Origin of the sequence: Streptomyces sp. NPDC050121 (assembly GCF_044460385.1) — a bacterium.
Classification (GTDB): Bacteria; Actinomycetota; Actinomycetes; order Streptomycetales; family Streptomycetaceae; genus Streptomyces; species Streptomyces soliscabiei.
Genome location: NZ_JBITJV010000025.1, coordinates 96,130 through 119,519 on the forward strand (window position 1 = coordinate 96,130; position 23,390 = coordinate 119,519).

Genomic DNA, 23,390 nt, shown 5'->3' on the forward strand with positions numbered 1-23,390 from the left:
CTGCGGGGCGCGGGGGGCTTGTATGGGCAGGGAAGACGAGTTGGACGAGCTGGACGAGCTGGCCTCCAAGGGCGCCGAGGTGCTGGAGGCGGGGCTGCGATCGGAGCAGCGGGAGACGGTGCGCTGGGCGTTCCGGAAGTGGCTCGCGGACCACACGTCCACCTCGCTGGACCGGATCCTCGCCCCTCTCCCGCCCGACAAGTCCCGGCACTTCAAGGTCGGTTACTTCCGCGGCTACTTCCGTGAGGCCCTCTCCGGCACGGGAGGCCAGGAAGCGGCGGCAGACCTGCGGGCGCTGATGGCCGACCTGCCGGAGCTCCAGCAGCCGACCGAGACCGAGTCCGGCTCCGCGGCCGACACCGTCCCCGGATTCCCTACGGGCGACAACGTCCCCGCATTCCCTATGGGCGACACTGTCCCCGGGATCCCTCCGGGCGACATCGTCGGCTTCTACGGCGGGGACTACCGCGGCCCCGTCGTGGGCGTCCTGAACCAGACGACCTACGCCTCGCCGCCCGGCGTCTTCATCGTGCCGGACCCCGGCAACTGGCCCGCGGTGGAGGACGCCGACCCGGTGACGCTCGGCGTCCGGCCCACCGAGCGGCACTACGGGGACCCCGGCCTGCCGCCGTATGTTCCCCGTGATCTCGATGAGCGGCTGCGCGGCTGGAGCGCGCAGTACCGGCTGCTGGTGATCACGGGCGGACCGCTCACGGGCAAGTCGAGGACGGCCTGGGCCGCCGTGGTCGGCGACCTGGACCCCCGCGCCCGGGTGTACGCGCCCGCCCACGGCACCGACCTGCGCGGACTGCCTGCCCTGCTGCGCGGTCGGCAGGGCACGTACGTGCTGTGGCTGGACGAGTTGGAGCACCACCTCGGCGAACACGGGCTGACCCTGGGTCTGCTGGCCGAGCTGAAGGCGCTGGGCGTCCCGGTGGTGGCCACGATGAGCGACGACGCGTACGAAACGCGCCGCTTCGCGCCCGGACCGGCGTCCCAGGTGCTCAGTCTGGCCCGTTCGGAGCCGGTGAGCTCCACGTGGACCCCCCAGGAGCTGGGCCGGCTCCGCGCCGCGTTCGACGCCCGGCTCGACGAGGCCGAGCGGTGGCGCGGCTCGACCGGAGTCACCCAGTACCTGGCCATCGGCGCGGAACTCAGGGAACTGTGGCACCGCTCCGGCCTCTCCAACAGCCGTCACCCGTACGGGAATCTGCTGATCCGGGCCGCGACGGACCTGGCCCGCTGCGGGGTCACCGGCGACATCCCCCGGCGGCTGCTGCACGAGGCCTGCCAGTGCTATACGGCGCGGCAGCCGGCCGGGCGGCTGGAGCGGCAGTCGTTCCAGGAGGCGCTGGACTGGGCCCGGCAACTGCGCCACGACGTCACCGGGTTGCTGGTGCCCGGAGCGCCGCGTCGGGTGGGGGACAGCGACGAGACCTGGCGGCCGTACGGCTCACTCGTCGTCGACGCCGAGCGGGCCTCGTCGGGGACGGGCATACCGATCGCCGTCTGGCGCTGCGCGCTGGCGGGCACGGCGTACGACGCCGAGGTGCACCGCAATGTGCGGACGACCGCGCACGCCGTCTTCGCGGTCCGCGCGGAGGACGGCGACGCCGAGGCCATGCACATGCTCGGCCTGCTCGCCGAGGACAACGAGGACGAGGCCACGGCGCTGGAGTGGTTCCGCAAGGCCGTGGACGCGGGCAAGAAGGAGCTGTCCGGGCGGCTCGGCGCGCTGCTGCTGGCGAGGGGAGAGGCGGAACAGGCGCTGCCGTACCTGCGGGCGGCGGCGGAGCAGAAGCCGGGCGGCCAGGAGCTGAGGCTGGTCGGCGAGGCCCATCTGGCGCTGGCCGAGCAGGCGCTGCGCGAGGCCGTGAGCGGGGGTGACATGGCGGCGGCACACCGGCTGGGCGATCTGCTGCTCGGGCGGGGTGAGCTGAGCCAGGCGGCGTCCTACTACATGGAGGCCGAGACGCAGGGGTACGCCCCGGTCGCCCGCAGTGTGGCCGTCTACTTCCTGTTGCGCCATGAGACCGAGATCGCGGAGGTGCTGCTCACCCGTGCCGCCGCAGCGGGCGACGAGGAGGCCACCCGTCTGCTGAACGACGCGCAGGAGCCGAGCGGGAGCCTGATGGACGCCGCGGCGTACTTCGCGTCCGGTCACCCGCTGGACGCCGCCCACCTCGGGGCCGTGACGGAGAAGGCGGGGTTTCCGGAGCAGGCCCGCGGTCACTACGAACAGGGGTGTGCCAACGGTGACGCCTACGCCGCCTACCGCCTGGCGTCCCTCCTCGACAAGCAGAACGATCCCGCCGAAGCCGTCCTCTGGTACGGCAAAGCCGCCGACATGGGGCACCCGGGTGCGATGAAGGCGCTCGCAGAGCACGCCGGGAACCCCGCTACCGTCGAGGAGTGACCAACCAGCCCCACCCCCCGACCGACCCGCCGGCCCACGCCCCGACCGACCCGCCGACCCACGCCCCGGCCGCCCCCCCGACCGACGTCCCGTCCGCTCCCGCCCTCTTCACCTGGGAGTTCGCCACCGACCCCTACCCCGCCTACGCCTGGCTGCGCGAGCACGCGCCCGTGCACCGCACCCGGCTGCCCAGCGGGGTCGAGGCCTGGCTGGTCACCCGTTACGCCGACGCGAAACAGGCCCTCGCCGACCAGCGGCTGTCCAAGAACCCCGCGCATCACGACGAGCCCGCCCACGCCAAGGGCAAGACCGGCATTCCCGGTGAGCGCAAGGCCGAGCTGATGACGCATCTGCTCAACATCGACCCGCCGGACCACACCCGGCTGCGACGGCTCGTCAGCAAGGCGTTCACGCCGCGCCGGGTCGCCGAGTTCGCGCCCCGCGTCCAGGAGTTGACGGACCGGCTGATCGACGGGTTCACCGCCCGGGGAGAGGCGGACCTCATCCACGACTTCGCCTTCCCCCTCCCCATCTACGCCATCTGCGACCTGCTGGGCGTTCCCCGCGAGGACCAGGACGACTTCCGCGACTGGGCGGGGATGATGATCCGGCACGGCGGCGGGCCCCGCGGCGGGGTCGCGCGGTCGGTGAAGAAGATGCGCGGCTACCTGCTGGAGCTGATCCACCGCAAGCGCGCCGAGCTCCCCGCCGACCCGGCCCCCGGCGAGGACCTCATCTCGGGCCTGATCCGCGCCTCCGACCACGGTGAGCACCTCACCGAGAACGAGGCCGCGGCCATGGCCTTCATCCTTCTCTTCGCCGGCTTCGAGACCACCGTCAACCTGATCGGCAACGGCCTCCACGCCCTGCTTTCCCACCCGGAGCAGCGGGCGCGGTTGCAGGCATCCCTCGCGTCCGGGCAGCGGGACCTGCTGGAGACCGGCGTGGAGGAACTCCTGCGCTACGACGGTCCCGTGGAGCTCGCCACCTGGCGGTTCGCGACCGAGCCACTCAGCATCGGCGGGCAGGACATCGCGCCCGGCGACCCCGTGCTCGTCGTCCTGGCGGCCGCCGACCGCGACCCGGCCCGCTTCACGGACCCCGACACGCTCGATCTCTCCCGCCGTGACAACCAGCATCTCGGCTACGGCCACGGCATCCACTACTGCCTGGGGGCCCCGCTGGCCCGGCTGGAGGGACAGACGGCGCTGGCCACGCTCCTGACCCGGCTGCCCGACCTTCGACCGGCCGTGGATCCGGCGGACTTGAGGTGGCGTGGCGGGCTCATCATGCGGGGCCTGCGGACCTTGCCGGTGGAGTTCACGCCTGTGCACGGCGAGGGCAATCCGACCGCACTCTGAGCGCACTCTGGGCGCACTCTGGGCGCATTCCTGATCGCACGTCAGCCGGAGTGTGACCATTCGGGGAAGTGAAGGTGAGCGATCCTCAAGTCTGTGATCTTCACGTGATCTGCGCGGCATTAACTTGTGACAAGTGATCGTCTGCCGATACGTTCACTCGTCAGCGCGACGCGTCAGTCTCACCCGCCGCGCTGGTACTGCTGTCCAGAGAAAGGCCCCTCGCATGCTCTCCGGGAACGGTCGACACCGTCGCCCCCGCCAGGCCCCGGCGCTGCTCGTCGCGGCCGGAGTGACGGGCTCCGCCATCGCCATCCCGCTGCTCGCCGCCTCGGGCGCGAGTGCCGCCGACGGCACGGTGTGGGACAAGGTGGCGCAGTGCGAGACCGGCGGCTCGTGGAGCGCCGACAAGGGCGACGGCGAGTACGGCGGCCTGAGTCTCACCCAGAAGCAGTGGGAGACGTACGGGGGGCTCGACTATGCGACGCGCCCCGACCTGGCCAGCCGCAACCAGCAGATCGCGGTGGCGCAGAAACTGCTCGCGGCCGAGAACATCGGCGCCTGGGGCACCTGTGGGCTGACCTCCGGGCTCACCCGGGCGAACGGCGCGCTGAACGTGGACACCGGCGTGGCGGACGACTCGTCCGACTCGTCGGCCTCCTCCGGATTGTCCGACCTGTCCAGGGGGCTGTCGGGGTCGTCGGGATCGTCCGGCTCCACGGGTTCCTCGAACTCTTCGGGCAGCGGTGACGGTTCGACCGGTTCGACTGGTTCCTCCGGCTCGTCCGGCTCGTCTGGGTCGTCTGACTCGTCCGGCAATTCATCGAGTTCACCCTCCGCGTCGCCTTCGTCCCCTTCGTCCCCCTCGTCCTCTTCCTCCACCGGTGCGGGCGGCTCCACCGGCGCCGGCGCGTCCGACGGCTCCGGCGGCCAGGGTGACGCGCAGGCGACCGGCGGCTCACCCGCCGGGGCCCCGGAAGCGGACGATCCGGACAAGTCGGTCCAGGATGCGGGCTCTTGGAGCCTCGTCGACACCGGCTCCCTCGGCTCGGGCCGACACCGCGGCGCCACCGCCGAGGAGAACACGACCAAGAGCGCCGCCGCCGACCGTGCCGCCGCCGTCGACGGCGCCACGACCGCCTCCGCCGGCCGGCACGCCGCGGCCACCTACGTCGTCCAGGAGGGCGACTCGCTCGCCTCCATCGCCGACTCCCTTGGCCTCGACGGCGGATGGCGCGCCCTCTATGCCGAGAACAAGGGCCTCATCGGCGCCGACCCGAGCGACATCGTCCCCGGTCAGACCCTCGACACAGGGGTTGAATAGGGCGCAAAACCCAAGAAAAACAGCGGGAGTTCACGTCATACTTCGCGCCGAATGTCCGGTTTGGTGAAAGTGTGGGATGAGTCTCAGAAGCCCTGATCGTCTTTGAAATTCCGCGGATCGCGTGTCTACGGTCGTCCCGCTCGGCAACCCGAGCCCCGGCCGTCGCAACGCCGAATCCTGCCAGTGGCAGCCCGGGAACAGTCGTCGCGTCAAGCGCCGTAGGCAGGAGCGGGGGACCCAAGGTAAGCGCCGCACCGGGCAGTTGACCGGAGCGGCTTGGGGTGAAGCCGCGCCTCGTGAAAGCGAGAGCGTGGCCGGGCAACTCAACCGGCCCGAACCCGACAGCTCACCTCGCAGGCGTCGGTGAGGGGATCCACCATGCTGTTTTCGGGCAAGGGCAAGCACCGTCGTCCGTCCAAGGCCACCCGCGTCGCCGCGCTGGCCGGCGTCACCGGCGTCGCCATCGCCGCCCCGCTGATGGCGGCAGGCAACGCCTCCGCCGCCACCGCCTCCGAGTGGGACGCGGTCGCCCAGTGCGAGTCCGGCGGCAACTGGTCCATCAACACCGGCAACGGCTACTACGGCGGCCTGCAGTTCTCCGCCTCCACCTGGGCCGCCTACGGCGGTACGCAGTACGCCGCGCAGGCCAACCAGGCCTCCAAGTCGCAGCAGATCGCCGTCGCCGAGAAGGTCCTCGCCTCCCAGGGCAAGGGCGCCTGGCCGGTCTGCGGCACGGGCCTGTCCGGCGCCGCCTACAACGGCAGCAGCTCCTCCGGCTCGTCGAGCAGCACCGGCGGCTCCGGCTCCAGCAGCGCCGGCACCCGCTCGACCGGGAACCAGAGCGCCTCCCGCTCCACCGACCGCCCGGCCGCCTCCAAGACGGTCACCACGCCGACCGGCAAGAAGGTCAAGAAGGGCGACGGCGAGTACAAGGTCGTCAAGGGCGACACCCTCAGCTCCATAGCCGAGAAGCACAAGGTCAAGGGCGGCTGGCAGAAGCTGTTCCAGCTGAACAAGGACATCGTCGCGGACGCCGACCTCATCTACCCGGGTCAGCAGCTGCACCTGAAGTGATCCCCGGCTCCCAGAGCGGACCCAGAGAAGCCACAGCACCCTCACATCCGAGGTCGGCACACTGAAGACCTCGTGAGGGTCACCCCCCGTCCCCACGGGCTCCCCGCTCCGGTGCGTGTTCCCCCGTACGCACCGGAGCGGGGTTTCTCTTTGCCCGCTCGCCTCGCCCTCGTTCGCCGCGCCCTCGTTCGCCTCGCCCCCGTTCGGCTCGCTGCCGCTCGGCTCGCCCCTGTTCGGCTCGCTGCCGTTCGCCTCGCCCCTGTTCGGCTCGCTGCCGTTCGCCTCGCCCCTGTTCGGCTCGCTGCCGCTCGGCTCGCTGCCCTCTCTCCCCGCCGCCCGTTTGCCTCGCGCGCTTTCTTCGCCTGTTTGTCACCCGCTCTTTGTTCCGAGCGGGAACAATGTGTACGGTCAGTTCGTCCACAGGGCGGTCGGTCGGCTGCCGACGCCCGTCGGGCGGTTAGGCTCTAGTCGCAAGGCCCACGGGCCCCGCACTCTCAGCGTCACATCCCAAGAAGGAGATGCTCGTGCCGTCCATCGACGTCGTCGTAGCCCGGGAAATCCTCGACTCGCGAGGGAACCCCACCGTCGAGGTCGAGGTCGGCCTCGACGACGGCAGCACCGGTCGTGCCGCCGTCCCGTCCGGCGCCTCCACCGGCGCCTTCGAGGCCATCGAGCTGCGCGACGGTGACCCGAACCGCTACCAGGGCAAGGGTGTCGAGAAGGCCGTCCTCGCCGTCATCGAGCAGATCGGCCCGGAGCTCGTCGGCTACGACGCCACCGAGCAGCGTCTGATCGACCAGGCCATGTTCGACCTGGACGCCACCGACAACAAGGGCTCGCTCGGCGCCAACGCCATCCTCGGCGTCTCCCTCGCCGTCGCCCACGCCGCCTCCGAGGCCAGCGACCTCCCGCTCTTCCGCTACCTGGGCGGCCCCAACGCGCACCTGCTGCCGGTGCCGATGATGAACATCCTGAACGGCGGCTCGCACGCCGACTCCAATGTGGACATCCAGGAGTTCATGATCGCCCCGATCGGCGCGGAGTCCTTCTCCGAGGCCCTGCGCTGGGGCACCGAGGTCTACCACACCCTCAAGAAGGTGCTGAAGGCCAAGGGCCTGTCCACCGGCCTCGGCGACGAGGGCGGCTTCGCCCCGAACCTCGGCTCCAACCGCGAGGCCCTCGACCTCATCCTCGAGGCCATCAAGGAAGCCGGTTACGCGCCGGGCGAGCAGATCGCGCTCGCGCTCGACGTCGCCGCGTCCGAGTTCTACAAGGACGGCGTGTACGAGTTCGAGGGCAAGTCCCGCTCGGCCGCGGAGATGACCGAGTACTACGAGGAGCTCGTGGCGGCCTACCCGCTCGTCTCCATCGAGGACCCGCTGTTCGAGGACGACTGGGCCGGCTGGAAGGTCCTCACCGACAAGCTCGGCGACAAGGTCCAGATCGTCGGCGACGACCTGTTCGTCACCAACCCCGAGCGTCTCGCCCGCGGCATCGAGGAGGGCGCCGCGAACGCCCTGCTCGTCAAGGTGAACCAGATCGGCTCGCTCACCGAGACGCTGGACGCCGTCGAGCTGGCCCAGCGCAGCGGCTTCAAGTGCATGATGTCGCACCGCTCCGGCGAGACCGAGGACGTCACCATCGCCGACCTCGCCGTCGCCACCAACTGCGGCCAGATCAAGACCGGCGCCCCGGCCCGCTCCGAGCGCGTCGCCAAGTACAACCAGCTGCTGCGCATCGAGGAGATCCTCGACGACGCCGCGGTGTACGCGGGCCGCTCGGCCTTCCCCCGGTTTCGCTCCGCGAACCAGTAGGCACAGCGCTCCGCGAACTGACAAGCACAGCAAGGGCTGACCCTTACGGGGTCAAGCCTTAGCCAGTCGTACGTACGTCCCCGTACTCGGTCCCGTACCGTGTGCGGGGACGTACGCACATGGGAGACGGGAGGCGGGGGAACATGGCCGCGAAGGACCGGGACCGGTTCTCCACCGCGACGAGGATCAAGCTGCTCGGGGAGCAGACCGCGGCCCGCGTCTACCGCTCCCAGACCAAACGCCAGGCCCGCCGCTCCCGCCTCACCGGCCGCGCCGCGCTGCTCGCCCTCGTCCTGTGCACGCTGATCGTCGCCCTGGCCTACCCCATGCGCCAGTACGTCTCCCAGCGCGCCGAGATCGCCGACCTGGAGCGCGAGAAGCAGCAGGCCGGCGAACGCGTCGAGCAGCTGCGCGACCTCAAGGCGCGCTGGCAGGACGACGCGTACGCCGAGCAGCAGATCCGGCAGCGCCTGCACTATGTGCTGCCGGGGGAGACCGGCTACATCGTGATCGACCCGGACGCGGCCAAGCAGTCCCGCGCCGACCTCGGGGCGGCCGACCGCCCCTGGTACACGAACGTCTGGGACGGCGTCGACAAGTCGGACGCCGCCGACCACTGAACCGACAGAGAGACAACCCCGGAAGTATGGAAACTCCCCCGCCGACCACCCCGCGCACCGAGCCCACCGACGCGGATGTAGAGGCCTTCAAGCAGCAGCTCGGACGCCCGCCGCGCGGCCTGCGCGCGATCGCGCATCGCTGCCCGTGCGGTCAGCCGGACGTCGTCGAGACGGCCCCCCGCCTGCCCGACGGCACCCCCTTCCCGACGCTGTACTACCTGACGTGCCCGAAGGCCAACTCGGCGATCGGCACGCTCGAGGCGAACGGCGTGATGAAGGAGATGACGGAGCGGCTGCAGGCCGACCCGGAGCTGGCCGCCTCCTACCGTGCCGCGCACGAGGACTACATCCGGCGCCGGGACGAGATCGAGGAGCTGAGGAACTTCCCCAGCGCGGGCGGCATGCCGGACCGGGTGAAGTGCCTGCACGTCCTCGTGGCGCACTCCCTGGCGGCCGGCCCGGGCGTGAACCCGCTCGGCGACGAGGCCCTGGCGATGCTTCCGCAGTGGTGGCGCAAGGGGGCCTGTGTGACGCCCTCCGGGCCGCAGACCGGCGAGGGATGGCAGGTGGACGTCTCCGAGGACGGCGCGGGCCACTTCGCCTTCAGGCCCGTCGACCAGGACGCGAAGCCGGGCGAGGGGGACGCGCAGTGAGCCGTGTCGCCGCCGTCGACTGCGGTACGAACTCGATCCGTCTCCTCGTCGCCGACGCCGACCCGGTCACGGGTGAACTGGTCGAGCTGGACCGCCGGATGACGATCGTCCGTCTCGGCCAGGGCGTCGACCGCACCGGCCGGCTCGCGCCCGAGGCGCTGGAGCGGACCTTCGCCGCCTGCCGCGAGTACGCGGCCGTCATCAAGGAACTGGGCGCGCAGCGGGTGCGCTTCGTCGCCACCTCCGCCTCCCGGGACGCCGAGAACCGCGACGAGTTCGTGCGCGGTGTGCTGGACATCCTGGGCGTCGAGCCCGAGGTCGTCACCGGCGACCAGGAGGCCGAGTTCTCCTTCACCGGCGCGACGAAGGAGCTGGCGGGCCGCGACGACCTCACCAAGCCCTACCTGGTGGTGGACATCGGTGGCGGCTCGACCGAGTTCGTCGTGGGCGAGGAGCACGTACAGGCCGCCCGCTCGGTCGACGTCGGCTGTGTGCGGATGACGGAGCGGCACCTGGTCGTGGACGGCGTGGTCGCCGACCCGCCGACGTCCGAGCAGGTCGCGGCGATGCGCGCCGACATCGAGGCGGCCCTCGACCTCGCCGAGGAGACGGTTCCGCTGCGCGCGGCGCACACCCTGGTCGGCCTGGCCGGCTCGGTGACGACGGTCTCGGCGATCGCCCAGAACCTCCCCGAGTACGACTCGGCGGCCATCCACCACTCCCGCGTCCCGCGCGACAAGGTCCGCGAGATCACCGAGTGGCTGCTGCGCTCCACGCACGCCGAGCGCGCGGCGGTCGGCGCGATGCACCCGGGCCGGGTCGACGTGATCGCGGCGGGCGCCCTCGTCCTCCTGTCGATCATGGAGCGGATCGGCGCGGAGGAGGTCGTGGTGAGCGAGCACGACATCCTCGACGGCATCGCGTTCAAGGTGGCGGAGGACGCCGAGCAGGCGTGAGAGCGGCGGGGGCACGGGGTGAAACCCTGGGGAAGCGGGCCCTCGGGGGCACTCTGCTGAGCAGCGCGAATGACGCATGAGCGGGCCGGGAGGCCGGTGCGAGGCCCCGAAACGGTTCTCCGCGACAGGCCGCCGGAAAACTTCGTGAAGTTCTTCACAAGGAATTCGGCCCTGTCGGAGGATGAAGTGAGTCCGGTTGACCCTTCCGGGGGCCCGACACCTGTGTGAACGTGTTCAAAAGAGGCAGCCGCGGACGTTTCGCGGCCGGGCCCGACGGCGCTTCCGTGCCCGCCTCACGGAGGGCTTCCAGGCCCGGAGAGGCAGCTCACGCGGCATTGACAACGGCACCCCGAGTACACAGGTTCCGGTTCCGCGCCATGACGTGGATCACGCGAGCGGCGGAGGATAGCACACACCCTCCACAAGCTTGTGAAGGGGCGCACGAGCGACCCCCCTTGAGCGGGTGGATACTCGATGGCATGAGCACCACGGAGCGTCCCAGGATCCTCGTAGTAGGCGGTGGGTACGTAGGCCTGTACGCAGCTCGGCGCATTCTCAAGAAGATGCGCTACGGCGAGGCGACCGTCACGGTCGTCGACCCCCGGTCGTACATGACCTACCAGCCCTTCCTCCCCGAAACCGCCGCCGGCAACATCTCCCCGCGTCACGTCGTCGTCCCGCTGCGACGCGTGCTGCCCAAGGCGGAGGTTCTCACCGGTCGGGTCACCACCATCGACCAGGACCGCAAGGTCGCGCGCGTAGCCCCGCTGGTCGGCGAGGCGTACGAGCTGCCCTTCGACTACCTGGTGATCGCGCTCGGCGCGGTCTCCCGCACCTTCCCGATCCCCGGCCTCGCCGAGCAGGGCATCGGCATGAAGGGCGTCGAGGAGGCCATCGGCCTGCGCAACCACGTCCTCGAGCAGCTGGACAAGGCCGACTCCACCACCGACGAGGAGATCCGCCGCAAGGCGCTCACCTTCGTCTTCGTCGGCGGCGGGTTCGCCGGCGCGGAGACCATCGGTGAGGTCGAGGACCTGGCCCGCGACGCGGCCAAGTACTACAAGACCGTGTCCCGCGAGGACATGCGCTTCATCCTCGTCGACGCCGCGGACAAGATCCTGCCCGAGGTCGGCCCGAAGCTCGGCCAGTACGGCAAGGAGCACCTGGAGAGCCGGGGCGTGGAGATCTACCTCTCCACCTCGATGGACTCCTGCGTCGACGGCCACGTCGTCCTGAAGAACGGCCTCGAGGTCGACTCCAACACCATCGTGTGGACCGCCGGCGTCAAGCCCAACCCGGTCCTGGCCCGCTACGGCCTCCCGCTGGGCCCCCGCGGCCACGTCGACACCGCGCCCACCCTCCAGGTGCAGGGCACCGACTACATCTGGGCCGCCGGCGACAACGCCCAGGTCCCGGACGTCGCCGCCCGCAAGGCCGGCGTCGAGAACGCCTGGTGCCCGCCGAACGCGCAGCACGCGCTGCGTCAGGCCAGGGTCCTCGGCGACAACGTGATCTCCGGCATGCGGGGCTTCCCGCAGAAGGAGTACGCGCACTCCAACAAGGGTGCGGTGGCGGGCCTCGGCCTCCACAAGGGCGTCGCGATGATCGTCATGGGCAAGATGAAGATCAAGCTCAAGGGCCGCCTCGCCTGGTACATGCACCGTGGCTACCACGGCATGGCGATGCCGACGTGGAACCGCAAGATCCGCGTCTTCGCCGACTGGACCCTCGGCATGTTCCTCAAGCGCGAGGTCGTGGCGCTGGGCGCCCTGGAGTCGCCGCGCGAGGAGTTCTACGAGGCCGCGAAGCCGGCCCCGGTCGCCGCCAAGCCGGCCGCCGAGAAGAGCGCGAAGCCCGAGAGCGAGAAGGCCAAGGCCTCCTGACCTCGGTCACCCGACCTGCGGTCCGCTGACCGCCGGTCACCGAAACACCCCCGAAGGGGCCGTCCGCCATCCGTGGTGCGGGCGGCCCCTTCGGCGTGCCCGCCGCCCTGCCATCGCCCTGCCGCCGGGCGGGAGGGCGGCGGAGTTTGCTCAGCTGTAACGCGCATGGGGGACTGCGCTGCGGCTTCGCTGGTGTTTACGTGGTGTCAGGACATTCCGGGATCACCGTCACGGAGGTGTGCATCATGGCTGACGCCGCGCCGCGGCTCCATGCGCTCGTCGAACAGTTGCTGGGGGCCCCGCTCCCGGTACGCGTCCGCGCCTGGGACGGTTCGCAGGCGGGCCCGCCCGACGCGCCCGTTCTGGTCGTACGCAACCGCAGGGCCCTGCGTCGTCTCCTGTTCAAACCGGGCGAACTGGGCCTCGCCCGCGCCTGGGTGGCCGGCGACCTGGAGATCGAGGGCGACCTGTACGTCGCGCTCGACCTGCTCTCCGGCCTCGTCTGGGAACGCGGCGAGGACGCCCGTACCCTCGCCCAGGCCCTGCGCGACCCCGGGTTCCGCGCGGCCGTGCGGGGGCTGCTGCGACTGGCCGGGCCCCCGTTGCCGCCCGCCCCGCCCCGCGAGGAGGTCCGCAGAGCCCGTCATCTCCACACCCGCCACACCGACAGACGCGCCATCAGCCACCACTACGACGTCGGCAACGACTTCTACGAACTCGTCCTCGGCCCGTCCATGGTGTACTCCTGCGCCTACTGGGAGTCCGGCGACCAGAGCCCCGAGAGCACCCTGGAGACCGCGCAGCGCGACAAGCTCGAACTCGTCTGCCGCAAGCTCGACCTGGGGCCCGGGAAGCGGCTGCTGGACGTCGGCTGCGGCTGGGGCTCCCTCGCCGTCCACGCGGCCCGCGAGCACGGCGCGAACGTCGTCGGGATCACCCTCTCCCAGGAGCAGGCGGCGTACGCCCGTAAACGCGTCGCCGACGCCGGGCTCACCGACAAGGTCGAGATCCGCGTCCAGGACTACCGGGACGTCACCGACGGCCCGTTCGACGCGATCTCCTCCATCGGCATGGCGGAACACGTCGGCTCCGCGAAGTACCTGGAGTACGCCCAGGCCCTGTTCGCGCTGACCGGACCGGGCGGCCGGCTGCTCAACCACCAGATCGCCCGCCGCCCGCAACGCGACGAGTCGACGTACGACGTGGACGCGTTCATCGACGCCTACGTCTTCCCCGACGGCGAACTCGCCCCCGTCGGCACCACGGTCACCCAGCTCGAACGCGCCGGCTTCGAGGTCCGCGACGTCGAGTCGATCCGTGAGCACTACGCCCTCACCCTGCGCAGCTGGGTGGCCCGTCTGGAGGCCGGCTGGGAGCGGGCCGTCCACCTCACCGGTCCCGGCCGGGCCCGCGTCTGGCGGCTCTACATGGCCGCCTCCGCCGTCGCCTTCGAACGCAACCGCATCGGCGTCAACCAGGTCCTGGCCGTCCGCACCCCCGAGTCGGGCGCCTCCGGGATGCCCCTGCGCGCCCGCACCTGGAACTGACGGCCGGGCAGAGGGCCCCCGGCGCCGCACGTACGGCGCCGGGGGCCCTCTGCCCGCCCTCGAAGCTACTCCGACTTGATCGCGGACAGCATGTTCAGCCGGGACGCCCGCCGGGCCGGCCACAGCGCCGCCAGGATGCCCACCCCGGCCGCCAGCACCAGGAAGAGAGCCATCCGGCCCCACGGCAGGACAAGCTCGTACGTCGCCATCTTCGTGCCGATCAGCTCACCGGCCGCCCAGCCGAAGAACACGCCGAGGCCGAGGCCGAGCACCCCGCCGAAGAGCGAGATGACGAGGGACTCCAGGCGGACCATCCGCTTGACCGAGCGCCGGTCCAGGCCGATGGCGCGCAGCATGCCGATCTCCTGGGAGCGCTCGAAGACCGACATCGCCAGGGTGTTGATGACGCCGAGGACGGCGACGATCACGGCCATCGCGAGCAGCCCGTAGAGCATGTTCAGCATCAGCGTGAACATCTTCGCGACCTCGTTGGACAGGTCCTTCTTGCTCTGGACCTTGATGGCCGGGTTGGCGCCGAGGGCCGTCTCCAGCTTGTCCTTCGTGCCGTCCGAGGCGCCGGCGGAGGTCTTGACCAGGACCCGCCGGTCGGCCGGGGACTCCAGATGAGGGGTGAGGACCGAGGTGTCCAGGAGGATGCCGTCGATGAGCTCGTTGCCCTCGTAGACCGCGGCGACCGTCAGCTGCTGCTTCCTGCCGTCCTCGTAGTTCATCGTGAACGCCGAACCGGCCTTCCAGCCGTGGGACTTGGCGACGTTCTCGTCGACGGCGACCTGCGCGCCGCCCACCTTGAACGCGCCGTCGTCGACCTTGAGGTCGGTCAGCTCGCCGATGGTGGAGCCGGTGACGCCGGTGAGGTTCTCGGTCGTGCCGCCGACCCGCCCGTACCCGGCCCGCATCGGGCTGGTGGCGGTCACCCCGTCGGTGGCCTTCAGCTTCTGGTCGATGCCGGCGGAGAGCTCGTTGCCGTTGGCCATCGACACGACGTAGTCGGCCCGGATCGCGGAGGACGCCATCTTGTCGATGGCGTTCTGCAGACTGCCCGCCATCACCGTCATGCCGGTGATCAGGGTCAGGCCGATCATCAGCGCGGAGGCCGTGGCCGCGGTCCGGCGCGGGTTGCGCACCGAGTTCTGCCGAGCCAGCTTGCCGGACACCCCGAAGATCCGCAGGACGGGGGCGGCGGCCGCGATCAGCGGCCGCGACAGCAGCGGGGTCAGGATGAACACGCCGATGATGAGCAGGCCCGCGCCCAGCCCCATGGGGGCCTGGCCGTCGCTGCCGTCCATGGTCGTCGCGGCCAGGATCACGGCCACGCCCGCCGCCGAGAACAGGGCGCCGAGGGTGTTGCGCAGGACGAGCGACTTGGTGGTGGCGGTGGCGTGCACGCTGCTCATGGCCGCCACCGGCGGAATCTTCGCGGCCCGGCGGCCGGGCAGCCACGCGGCCAGCATGGTGATGACGACGCCCACCAGGAGGGCGGCGGCGATCGTGCCGGGCGAGACGATGAGCGGCCCGTCGGGGACGGTCGCCCCCAGCGTCCCCAGCAGCGAGCGCAGCCCGGCCCCGATGCCGATGCCGGCGACCAGACCCGTCACCCCGGCGACCGTGCCGACGACGAACGCCTCGATCAGCACCGACCGCGTCACCTGGCGGCGCGAGGCCCCGACGGCCCGCAGCAGCGCGAGCTCCTTGGTGCGCTGGGCGACCAGCATGGTGAAGGTGTTGGCGATGATGAAGGTGCCGACGAAGAGCGCGATACCGGCGAAGACCAGCAGGCCCTGCTTCAGCCCGCTCATCGACGCGGAGATCATCTCGGCCTGGTCGTCGGCGAGCTGCCTGCCGGTGGTGGTCTCCACCTTGCCCTTCGGCAGGGCCGTGTCCAGGGCCGCCTTCAGGGCGCCCTGCGAGGTGCCGGCAGCGGCCTTCACGTCGATCTCGTCGTAGGTGCCGGTCTTGCCGAACAGCTGCTGGGCGGTCGCCGTGTCGAAGAGGGCGAGGCTGCCGCCGGCGGTGACGTTGCCGTCGTCGGTGGTGAAGATCCCGGTGATCCTCGGGGTGAGGACGGGGCCGTCGACGGAGATCCGCACGGTGTCGCCGACCTTGTACCCGGCCCGCTCGGCGGTCTTGGCGTCGATGAGGACCTCGCCCCTGCCGCTCGGCGTGCGCCCCTCGGCGAGCGGGTACCGGGCGTCCTTGTCCCCCCAGTAGTTGGCGCCCTGCGACTGGAAGCCGCCGCCGATGAGCTTGCCGTCCTTGTCGGCGATGGCGGTGAAGCCGTTGACGACTCCGACGGCCGACGCGGCGCCCGGAACCTTCGCGCTCCGCTCCAGCAGGGCTTGGGTCAGCTCGGGCGTCTTGCCGATGCGGTCGTCGACGTCCGGCTGGGCCAGCGCGGTGACGGCGACGTCGACCTGGTCGAAGCCCTTGGCGGAGCTGTTCTGCAGGGCGTTGGAGAGGGTGTTGGTGAAGACCAGGGTCCCCGACACGAAGGCCACGCCGAGCATCACGGCGAGCACGGTCATCAGGAGCCGGGCCTTGTGCGCGAGCACGTTGCGCAAGGCGGTACGGAACATGGGTGTTGTCTTCTCAGTCCTGCTCGTCGACGAGCGGTCGGTCCCGGACGGGATCGGACGGGATCAGCTGGTGCGGCCCTTGGCGTCGAATTGCTTCATTCGGTCCAGCACCGACTCGGCCGTCGGTCCGTACACCTCGTCGACGATGCGCCCGTCCGCGAGGAAGACCACCCGGTCCGCGTACGCCGCGGCCACCGGGTCGTGGGTGACCATCACCACCGTCTGCCCCAGATCCCGCACGGAGTTGCGCAGGAAGCCCAGCACCTCGGCGCCCGAGCGGGAGTCCAGGTTGCCGGTCGGCTCGTCGCCGAAGACGATGTCGGGCCGGGACGCCAGGGCGCGGGCGACGGCGACGCGCTGCTGCTGACCGCCGGAGAGCTGCGAGGGACGGTGGCCGAGTCGGTCGGCGAGACCCACCATCCGGATGACCGTTTCCAGCCACTCCTTGTCCGGCTTACGGCCCGCGATGTCCATCGGGAGGGTGATGTTCTCGATCGCCGTCAGCGTCGGCAGCAGGTTGAACGCCTGGAAGATGAACCCGATCTTGTCCCGGCGCAGTTTCGTGAGCTGCTTGTCCTTCAGCGAGCCGAGCTCGGTGTCGCCGATGCGCACGGAGCCGGAGGAGAAGGTGTCGAGGCCCGCCACGCAGTGCATCAGCGTGGACTTGCCGGAGCCCGAGGGCCCCATGATCGCGGTGAACTCGGCCTGCCGGAAGTCGACCGAGACCCGGTCCAGAGCGACGACCTGGGTCTCGCCCTGTCCGTAGATCTTCGACAGGTCCGTGGCACGCGCGGCCACTGCGGTGGTGCGCTCGGCGAGGGGGCTGGTGGTCACGGGCGTGAGCTCCTGTCGGGACGACGGTATGGCGGGACGGTGGGTCTCGGGGACGTGAACCATCGTCCCGGCCGCCGGCCGTCGTGTAGTCAGCCGCTGTTCCGGTTCCGAAGGCAGACTCGAGTCGGACCAGTGGCCGCCGTGTCATACCTGGGGATGACCCGCGCCCCTACGCGTCCTTGGGGCCGCCCAGTCGTTGAGCAAGTGTCAAGAACCGGTGGAGCACCCTTGTTCTGGCGGTGAAATTCCGTCATTCCGCATACGCAAGCGGTTGCCTCCCGCGAGGCTACTGGCAAGTGCGGATGGCCAGTTCCGTGTGCTGATGCACCCTCAGACATCAATAAAATAAGACAACATCGGGTCTGCCCGTCCGCTGATCGGGGGACGGATCCCGATAGGGTCGGAAGCTCAAGCGGAGCCCTCGGCCTGCCCAGATGGTGGAATGCAGACACGGCGAGCTTAAACCTCGCTGCCCCTTCGCGGGCGTGCCGGTTCAAGTCCGGCTCTGGGCACTTCCGACGCCTTGTCGATCGCGCATCCTTCCGTGAGGTATCGACCGCCTCGACCGTTGACACCCGTTCCACGGAGGCGCAGACTCACCCGAAGCCAGTGAATAAAACTTCACTACGCGAACAGGTGCGGTGAACCAGCGCAGCGAACACGATCGACGAACACGATCGACGAACACGATCAACGAACACGATCAGCGAACAGAACTCCGAACAGAACTCCGAACAGAACCCCGAAGGGAACGCCCGATGCGCACGACCGTCGGCATCGTCGGCGCCGGCCCCGCCGGCCTCCTCCTCGCCCGTCTGCTCCACAACGCCGGCATCGACTCCGTCGTACTGGAGAGCCGCGACCGGGCCTACGTCGAGCACCGGCAGCGCGCCGGGATCCTGGAGCAGGGCACGGTGGACGTGCTGCGCGCGGCCGGCGCCGGGGAGCGCATGGACCGGGTGGGGCTGCGCCACGACGGCATAGAGCTGCGGTTCGCGCGGCAGCGCCATCGCGTCGACTTCCCCGCCCTCACCGGAGGCCGGTCGGTGATGGTCTACGCCCAGACCGAGGTCTGCAAGGACCTCATCGCCCTCCAACTGGAGGAGGGCGGCCCGCTGCTGTTCGAGACGGAGGCCCTGGCCGTCGAGGACGCCGGCACCGACCGCCCGCGCATCCGCTTCCGCCGTGGCGGCCCGGAAGGCGTCGAGGAGGTCCTGGAGTGCGAGTACGTCGTCGGCTGCGACGGCTTCTGGGGCGTCTCGCGGAAGGCGATCCCGGCCGAGCTGACCCGCGTCTTCGAACGTACGTACCCCTTCGGCTGGCTCGGCATCCTCGCCGACGTGCCGCCCTCCCATGACGAGCTGGTCTACGCCCGCCACGACCGAGGCTTCGCGCTCTTGTCCATGCGCTCGCAGTCCGTCTCCCGCCTCTACCTCCAGGTGCCCGAGGGCACCGACGCCGAGACCTGGGGCGACGACGAGATCTGGGACGAGCTGGAGCGCCGCTTCGAGACGGACGACGACTGGAAGCTGGAGCGCGGCCCGATCACCCAGAAGTCGGTCACCCCGATGCGCTCCTACGTCCACGAGCCCATGCGGCACGGCCGGCTCTTCCTCGCCGGGGACGCGGCCCACATCGTGCCGCCGACCGGCGCGAAGGGGCTGAACCTCGCCGTCGGGGACGTCGTCACCTTCGCGCGGGCGCTGACGCACCAGAGGCAGACGGGCTCCTCCGACCTCCTCGACGGCTACTCCGAGACCTGTCTGCGCCGTGTCTGGCAGGCCGAGCGGTTCTCCTACGACATGACGACCCTGCTGCACCCCGTCCCCGACGCCACCCCCTTCGAGGCGCGCCTCCAGCTCGCCCGACTGGAGCGCATCGCCTCCTCCCGCGCCGCCGAGACCGACCTGGCCGAGGGGTACACCGGGTTCCCGTTCGGGTGACCGGACATGACGCGTCGGCCGGTCTCCGACTGGTTCCGGACAGGTAGCAGGTTGGTCATGAATGAGGTCCGCCGGTGCCGGGAATCACGCTGCCACGTAGCGTGTTGCGCAGCACAAGAGGGAAAGATCCTCCTCAAGCACTAGGGTCAATCCTTTGCCTACCTATTACCCTTGAGCCCAAGGCGACGCACTGTGGCCATGGAGGAGTGAAATGCAGAGCAGAAACCCGGTCTTCTCGCGACGGGGGTTCAGCCGCGACAACGGCTACGCGGGCTTCAACGCACAGGCCGGGGGACCCGCTGGCGGCACGCAGGCCAACCCGTACGCGCAGGGCGATCCGTACGCCCAGCAGGCGGGCAACCCCTACGCGCAGAACCCCTACGCCCAGCAGGGCCTGCAGCAGGGCGCACCGCCGCAGGCCCCGGCCGCCACCGGCCGGATGACCATGGACGACGTCGTCGCGCGCACCGCGACCACGCTCGGCACAGTGGTCGTCACCGCGGTGCTGGCCTGGCTGCTGCTGCCCGTCGACGAGGCGAACCTCGGCAAGTCGTACGGCATCGGCATCGCCGCCGCCCTGGTCGCGATGGTGCTGGCCTTCGTCCAGTCGTTCAAGCGCCGCCCGGCCCCCGCCCTGATCCTGTCGTACGCCGCGTTCGAGGGCGTCTTCCTCGGCGTGATCTCCAGCGCGGTGTCCACGTACATCGCGGACGGCGTGGTCGCCCAGGCGGTGCTGGGCACGATGGCGGTCTTCGCCGCTGTGCTCGTGGCCTACAAGGCGGGCTGGATCCGCGTCAACCGCCGCTTCTACGGCTTCGTGATGGCCGCCGCGCTCGGTTTCGTCCTGCTGATGGTCGCGAACCTGCTGTTCTCGGTGTTCGGCGGCGGTGACGGCCTCGGCTTCCGCAGCGGCGCCCTGGGCGTCGTGTTCGGCGTCATCGGCATCATCCTCGGCGCCTGCTTCCTCGCCCTGGACTTCAAGCAGGTCGAGGACGGCGTCGCGTACGGCGCCCCGCGCGAGGAGGCCTGGCTCGCCGCCTTCGGCCTCACCATGACGCTGGTGTGGATCTACATGGAGTTCCTGCGGCTCCTGTCGATCCTGAACAGCGACTGACCGCTGAGGCTGAGCGGCAACAGCGCGTGACAGCGCGAAGGGCCCCGGGATTTCGATCCCGGGGCCCTTCGTCGTGTCCGGCGTGGTGGTGTGTCGGCGCGCTAGAGCAGTTTGCGCGCGGCCCTCCTCAGGTCGTACTCGTGGATGATCGCCTTGGCGTGGCCGTACGCGAGGTTGTGCTCGGCGCGCAGCCAGCTGACCTTCTCCTCGAAGCGGAGAGCGGGGCCTTCGTCGACGGTGCGCAGCCAGTCGGAGACTTCACGACCGGTGCAATGGGGGATACGGGCCAGTATGTTGCGGTGGGTCTCCTCGGAGAGGACATGGGACATCGGCGCCTCCGGTAGCAAAGGGGATGTAAGCCGGTCCTTCAGGTCACGGTGCCTCAGTGTTCGCCTGTTGGCAACAGTCCCGGTCCGACGCGTAGTCTCGCGGCGTGGTGGATACGACGTCCCTGACCCGTGCGGTGGATCACTTCGCCGATCGTCTGCGTGCCGCTCCGCAGAGCCGGCTCCAGAGAAGCGCTGCCGCGCAGGCGCTGGGGTTGGCCCGGGAGTTGGCCGCCTGGGCCCAGCGTATCGAGGAGCCCGGGGTGGAGCCCCGGGAGATGCCCGACGCCGGGATGTTCGCGGCCGCCGACCAAATCACCGTGGCGGTGCACGATTTGGCCCTCGTGCTGTCGGACGAGGACCAGGTGGCCGAGGCCGTGCGACTGGTGCAGGAGGCGCAGAAGCGGGCGGGGGTGTGACGGCCGCGGGAGCGAGGCCTCTACAGGCCGAGGCCTCTACAGGCTCGCTATGACCCGGTCCGCCAGGATGTAGACGTTCTCCTCGCCGCACGCGAAGGTCAGGGTGTAGGCGCCCGAGATGCCCGAGCCGCCCAGCAGGAACGGGGTCTCGCCGGCCGTGAGGGCCGTGGCGAGACGTTCCGCCGTCTCGCGGTGGCCCGGGGTCATGCACAGGGTCGTGCCGTCGGCGAAGACATAGACGTCGAGGGTGCCGAGCGGGCCCGGGCGGACGTCGGTCAGCTCGATGCGGGACGCGGCCAGTTCCTCGAGGGTGGCGACGGTGCGTTCGTGATCGTTGATCATCGGTGACTGGACCGGCACGAAGTCGGGGTGGGACGGGTGGCGGCGGCGGGCCGCGGCCAGTTCGGGGGACTCCCCGCCGAACTCGTCGGCGTCCGCGGTCGGCTCGGTCACCGGCTCCAGGGGCTCCAGGCCCACGAAGTCGCTCTGCCGGGGCAGGAACAGCTCACTGTCCGGCAGGCCCAGCAGGGAGGGGGCGTCGGAGGCGTCACGTGCCTCCTGGGCGGCCCAGAAGGCGCGCGCCTCGGCGAGCTCCCGCTCCCGCTCCTCCGCGAGCGCCTCGGCCACCGCGGCGCGTATCTCAGCCGTGTCGGCGGTCGTGCGGGCGGCCGGAACCCGGCCGCGCAGCTCCGCGGCGTGGTTCTCGGCGAGCTGGGTGTGCAGGGCGGCGACCTGCCGGCGCAGCTGCAAGAGGGTGCGCAGGACGGCGACGCCCACGGCGCCCGTGGCGGCCGTGGTGACCAACAAGGCGATCGGCATGGCGCTCACTGACGTACTCCCGGTTCAAAGTCGACCCCCGACTTCCTACATCAGCTTGAAGGGTGGACTATCCAGCTGTCAGTGCGTAACGTCACGAAACGGACAGGTCTTTGGGCCTGGGGTTTGGTGTTGAACCGCGCTGAGCTGCGTAAATCCCTCCGGGAGGGAGATAGGTCACATCCTGGGGGAGATTGGATCACAGAACGGCCCGAAGTCCAGGTGCATTCCGGACTCCGGGCCGTCAACTCACCGTGGGTGCCCTGACGGTCACCGAGAGGTTCAGCTGAGGCGCTCGATGACCATCGCCATGCCCTGGCCGCCGCCGACGCACATCGTCTCCAGGCCGAACTGCTTGTCGTGGAACTGGAGCGAGTTGATGAGCGTGCCGGTGATGCGGGCGCCCGTCATGCCGAAGGGGTGGCCGACGGCGATGGCGCCGCCGTTGACGTTCAGCTTGTCGAGGTCGATGCCGAGGTCGCGGTAGGAGGGGATCACCTGCGCGGCGAACGCCTCGTTGATCTCGACCAGGTCGATGTCGTCGATGCTGAGGCCGGCGCGACGCAGCGCCTGGTTGCTGGCGTCCACCGGGCCGAGGCCCATGATCTCGGGGGAGAGGCCGGAGACGCCGGTCGACACGATGCGGGCGAGCGGGGTCAGGCCGAGCTCGCGGGCCTTGGTGTCGCTCATGATGACGACCGCGGCGGCGCCGTCGTTCAGCGGGCAGCAGTTGCCGGCGGTGACCAGCCCGTCCGGGCGGAAAACCGGCTTCAGGCCCTGGACGCCCTCCAGGGTGACCCCGGCGCGCGGACCGTCGTCCTTGGAGACGACCGTGCCGTCGGGCAGGGTGACGGGGGTGATCTCGCGCTCCCAGAAGCCGTTCTTGATGGCTTCCTCGGCGAGGTTCTGGGAACGGACGCCGAACTCGTCCATGTCCTGGCGGGTGATGCCCTTGACGCGGGCGAGGTTCTCCGCGGTCTGCCCCATCGCGATGTAGGCGTCCGGGACGAGGCCGTCCTCGCGCGGGTCGTGCCAGGAGGTGCCCTCCTGCTCGGCGACGGCGGCCGTGCGGGCCTCTGCCTCGGCGAAGAACGGGTTGTGTGTGTCCGGCAGGCTGTCGGAGTTGCCCTTGGTGAACCGGGACACCATCTCGACACCGGCCGAGATGAAGACGTCGCCCTCGCCGGCCTTGATGGCGTGCAGGGCCATCCGGCTGGTCTGGAGCGAGGAGGAGCAGTAGCGGGTGACCGTGCAGCCGGGGAGGTGGTCCATCCCCATCTGCACGGCGACGATACGGCCCAGGTTGTTGCCCTGCTCGCCGCCGGGCAGGCCGCAGCCGAGCATCAGGTCGTCGATGTCCCTCGGGTCGAGCTCGGGGACCTTGGCGAGGGCCGCCTGGATGATCGTGGCGGTGAGGTCGTCCGGGCGCAGGTCCGTCAGGGAGCCCTTGAAAGCGCGGCCGATGGGCGAGCGGGCGGTCGAGACGATGACGGCTTCGGGCATCACGGCTCCATTGGCGGGAAGGGTTCCGTACGGACACGGCTGCTTGGGAAGTTACCGGTACGTATGGCTTGGGTCACGTGGGTCGCGGTGTGACCCTGAACGCACTTTCTAAGCGCTTGCTTGGTTCACTTCTCTGTCCGACCGAGTCGGGTGGGGCAGGGCATGGGACGGGGGCCTGGGGGCGGAGCCCCCAGGT

18 protein-coding genes, 1 tRNA gene and 1 riboswitch are annotated in these 23,390 nt (G+C 70.4%); of the genes, 14 read left to right on the top strand and 5 right to left on the bottom strand.

What is annotated here, in order from left to right; translation table 11 throughout:
- Nucleotides 1–22: 22 nt before the first annotated feature.
- The 10 genes from ACIBTS_RS31945 to ACIBTS_RS31990 all read left to right on the top strand — a co-directional run bounded on the left by ACIBTS_RS31945 (nucleotide 23) and on the right by ACIBTS_RS31990 (nucleotide 13,645).
- The gene (locus tag ACIBTS_RS31945) at nucleotides 23–2,416 is read left to right on the top strand and encodes a hypothetical protein (protein WP_399323977.1); all 2,394 of its coding nucleotides are present in this window, start codon (nucleotides 23–25) and stop codon (nucleotides 2,414–2,416) included.
- Entirely contained in the window at nucleotides 2,413–3,777 is a 1,365-nt protein-coding gene (locus tag ACIBTS_RS31950; protein WP_399323979.1) for a cytochrome P450, read from the top strand. The genes ACIBTS_RS31945 and ACIBTS_RS31950 overlap by 4 nt, the downstream gene beginning before the upstream one ends.
- Nucleotides 3,778–4,000: 223 nt before the next feature.
- A complete protein-coding gene (locus tag ACIBTS_RS31955) occupies nucleotides 4,001–5,098 on the top strand; it encodes a transglycosylase family protein (protein WP_399323981.1) in 1,098 nt (365 codons plus the stop codon).
- Between the two features lie 204 nt (nucleotides 5,099–5,302).
- A riboswitch (cyclic di-AMP (ydaO/yuaA leader) is annotated at nucleotides 5,303–5,473 on the top strand.
- 3 nt (nucleotides 5,474–5,476) lie between these two features.
- Entirely contained in the window at nucleotides 5,477–6,172 is a 696-nt protein-coding gene (locus ACIBTS_RS31960) for a transglycosylase family protein (RefSeq protein ID WP_399323983.1), read from the top strand.
- Nucleotides 6,173–6,696: 524 nt separating this feature from the next.
- On the top strand, nucleotides 6,697–7,986 hold the full coding sequence (gene eno, locus ACIBTS_RS31965; RefSeq protein WP_099937247.1) for a phosphopyruvate hydratase: 1,290 nt from the start codon (nucleotides 6,697–6,699) through the stop codon (nucleotides 7,984–7,986).
- 143 nt (nucleotides 7,987–8,129) lie between these two features.
- Nucleotides 8,130–8,606 (top strand): septum formation initiator family protein, encoded by a 477-nt coding sequence (locus ACIBTS_RS31970; RefSeq protein ID WP_399323986.1) that lies wholly within the window; start codon nucleotides 8,130–8,132, stop codon nucleotides 8,604–8,606.
- A 26-nt stretch (nucleotides 8,607–8,632) separates the two neighbouring features.
- Nucleotides 8,633–9,259 (top strand): DUF501 domain-containing protein, encoded by a 627-nt coding sequence (locus ACIBTS_RS31975; protein ID WP_399323988.1) that lies wholly within the window; start codon nucleotides 8,633–8,635, stop codon nucleotides 9,257–9,259.
- Nucleotides 9,256–10,215, top strand: coding sequence for a Ppx/GppA phosphatase family protein (locus ACIBTS_RS31980; RefSeq protein ID WP_319673201.1), 960 nt, complete (start codon nucleotides 9,256–9,258; stop codon nucleotides 10,213–10,215). The genes ACIBTS_RS31975 and ACIBTS_RS31980 overlap by 4 nt, the downstream gene beginning before the upstream one ends.
- Nucleotides 10,216–10,694: 479 nt before the next feature.
- The gene (locus ACIBTS_RS31985; protein WP_399323990.1) at nucleotides 10,695–12,098 is read left to right on the top strand and encodes an NAD(P)/FAD-dependent oxidoreductase; all 1,404 of its coding nucleotides are present in this window, start codon (nucleotides 10,695–10,697) and stop codon (nucleotides 12,096–12,098) included.
- 245 nt (nucleotides 12,099–12,343) lie between these two features.
- Nucleotides 12,344–13,645, top strand: a complete 1,302-nt coding sequence (locus ACIBTS_RS31990; protein WP_399323992.1) for a class I SAM-dependent methyltransferase — start codon at nucleotides 12,344–12,346, stop codon at nucleotides 13,643–13,645.
- A 65-nt stretch (nucleotides 13,646–13,710) separates the two neighbouring features.
- Here ACIBTS_RS31990 and ACIBTS_RS31995 read toward each other — a convergent pair whose 3' ends face one another.
- Entirely contained in the window at nucleotides 13,711–16,239 is a 2,529-nt protein-coding gene (locus ACIBTS_RS31995; protein ID WP_399323994.1) for an ABC transporter permease, read from the bottom strand.
- A 63-nt stretch (nucleotides 16,240–16,302) separates the two neighbouring features.
- The gene (locus tag ACIBTS_RS32000) at nucleotides 16,303–17,073 is read right to left on the bottom strand and encodes an ABC transporter ATP-binding protein (RefSeq protein ID WP_079661803.1); all 771 of its coding nucleotides are present in this window, start codon (nucleotides 17,071–17,073) and stop codon (nucleotides 16,303–16,305) included.
- A 428-nt stretch (nucleotides 17,074–17,501) separates the two neighbouring features.
- On the opposite strand from ACIBTS_RS32000, the gene ACIBTS_RS32005 reads away from it, so the two are divergent.
- From ACIBTS_RS32005 to ACIBTS_RS32015, 3 genes are all read left to right on the top strand, one after another.
- Nucleotides 17,502–17,585: transfer RNA gene (locus tag ACIBTS_RS32005), tRNA-Leu, on the top strand.
- A gap of 246 nt (nucleotides 17,586–17,831) precedes the next feature.
- Nucleotides 17,832–19,016, top strand: coding sequence for a 4-hydroxybenzoate 3-monooxygenase (locus ACIBTS_RS32010; RefSeq protein ID WP_399323996.1), 1,185 nt, complete (start codon nucleotides 17,832–17,834; stop codon nucleotides 19,014–19,016).
- A gap of 211 nt (nucleotides 19,017–19,227) precedes the next feature.
- Nucleotides 19,228–20,130: a Bax inhibitor-1/YccA family protein gene (locus ACIBTS_RS32015; RefSeq protein ID WP_319346072.1), complete on the top strand. Its 903-nt coding sequence runs from the start codon at nucleotides 19,228–19,230 to the stop codon at nucleotides 20,128–20,130.
- 101 nt (nucleotides 20,131–20,231) lie between these two features.
- On the opposite strand, the gene ACIBTS_RS32020 is transcribed toward ACIBTS_RS32015, so the two are convergent.
- Entirely contained in the window at nucleotides 20,232–20,459 is a 228-nt protein-coding gene (locus ACIBTS_RS32020) for a DUF4287 domain-containing protein (RefSeq protein ID WP_069768564.1), read from the bottom strand.
- Nucleotides 20,460–20,563: 104 nt separating this feature from the next.
- On the opposite strand from ACIBTS_RS32020, the gene ACIBTS_RS32025 reads away from it, so the two are divergent.
- Nucleotides 20,564–20,875 carry a hypothetical protein gene (locus tag ACIBTS_RS32025; protein ID WP_399323999.1) on the top strand — a complete coding sequence of 104 codons (312 nt, stop codon included), beginning with the start codon at nucleotides 20,564–20,566 and terminating at the stop codon, nucleotides 20,873–20,875.
- A 36-nt stretch (nucleotides 20,876–20,911) separates the two neighbouring features.
- On the opposite strand, the gene ACIBTS_RS32030 is transcribed toward ACIBTS_RS32025, so the two are convergent.
- Together ACIBTS_RS32030 and ACIBTS_RS32035 are read right to left on the bottom strand one after the other, a co-directional pair.
- Nucleotides 20,912–21,703 (bottom strand): hypothetical protein, encoded by a 792-nt coding sequence (locus tag ACIBTS_RS32030; RefSeq protein ID WP_399324001.1) that lies wholly within the window; start codon nucleotides 21,701–21,703, stop codon nucleotides 20,912–20,914.
- A gap of 270 nt (nucleotides 21,704–21,973) precedes the next feature.
- On the bottom strand, nucleotides 21,974–23,194 hold the full coding sequence (locus ACIBTS_RS32035) for an acetyl-CoA C-acetyltransferase (protein ID WP_399324003.1): 1,221 nt from the start codon (nucleotides 23,192–23,194) through the stop codon (nucleotides 21,974–21,976).
- Nucleotides 23,195–23,390 lie beyond the last annotated feature (196 nt).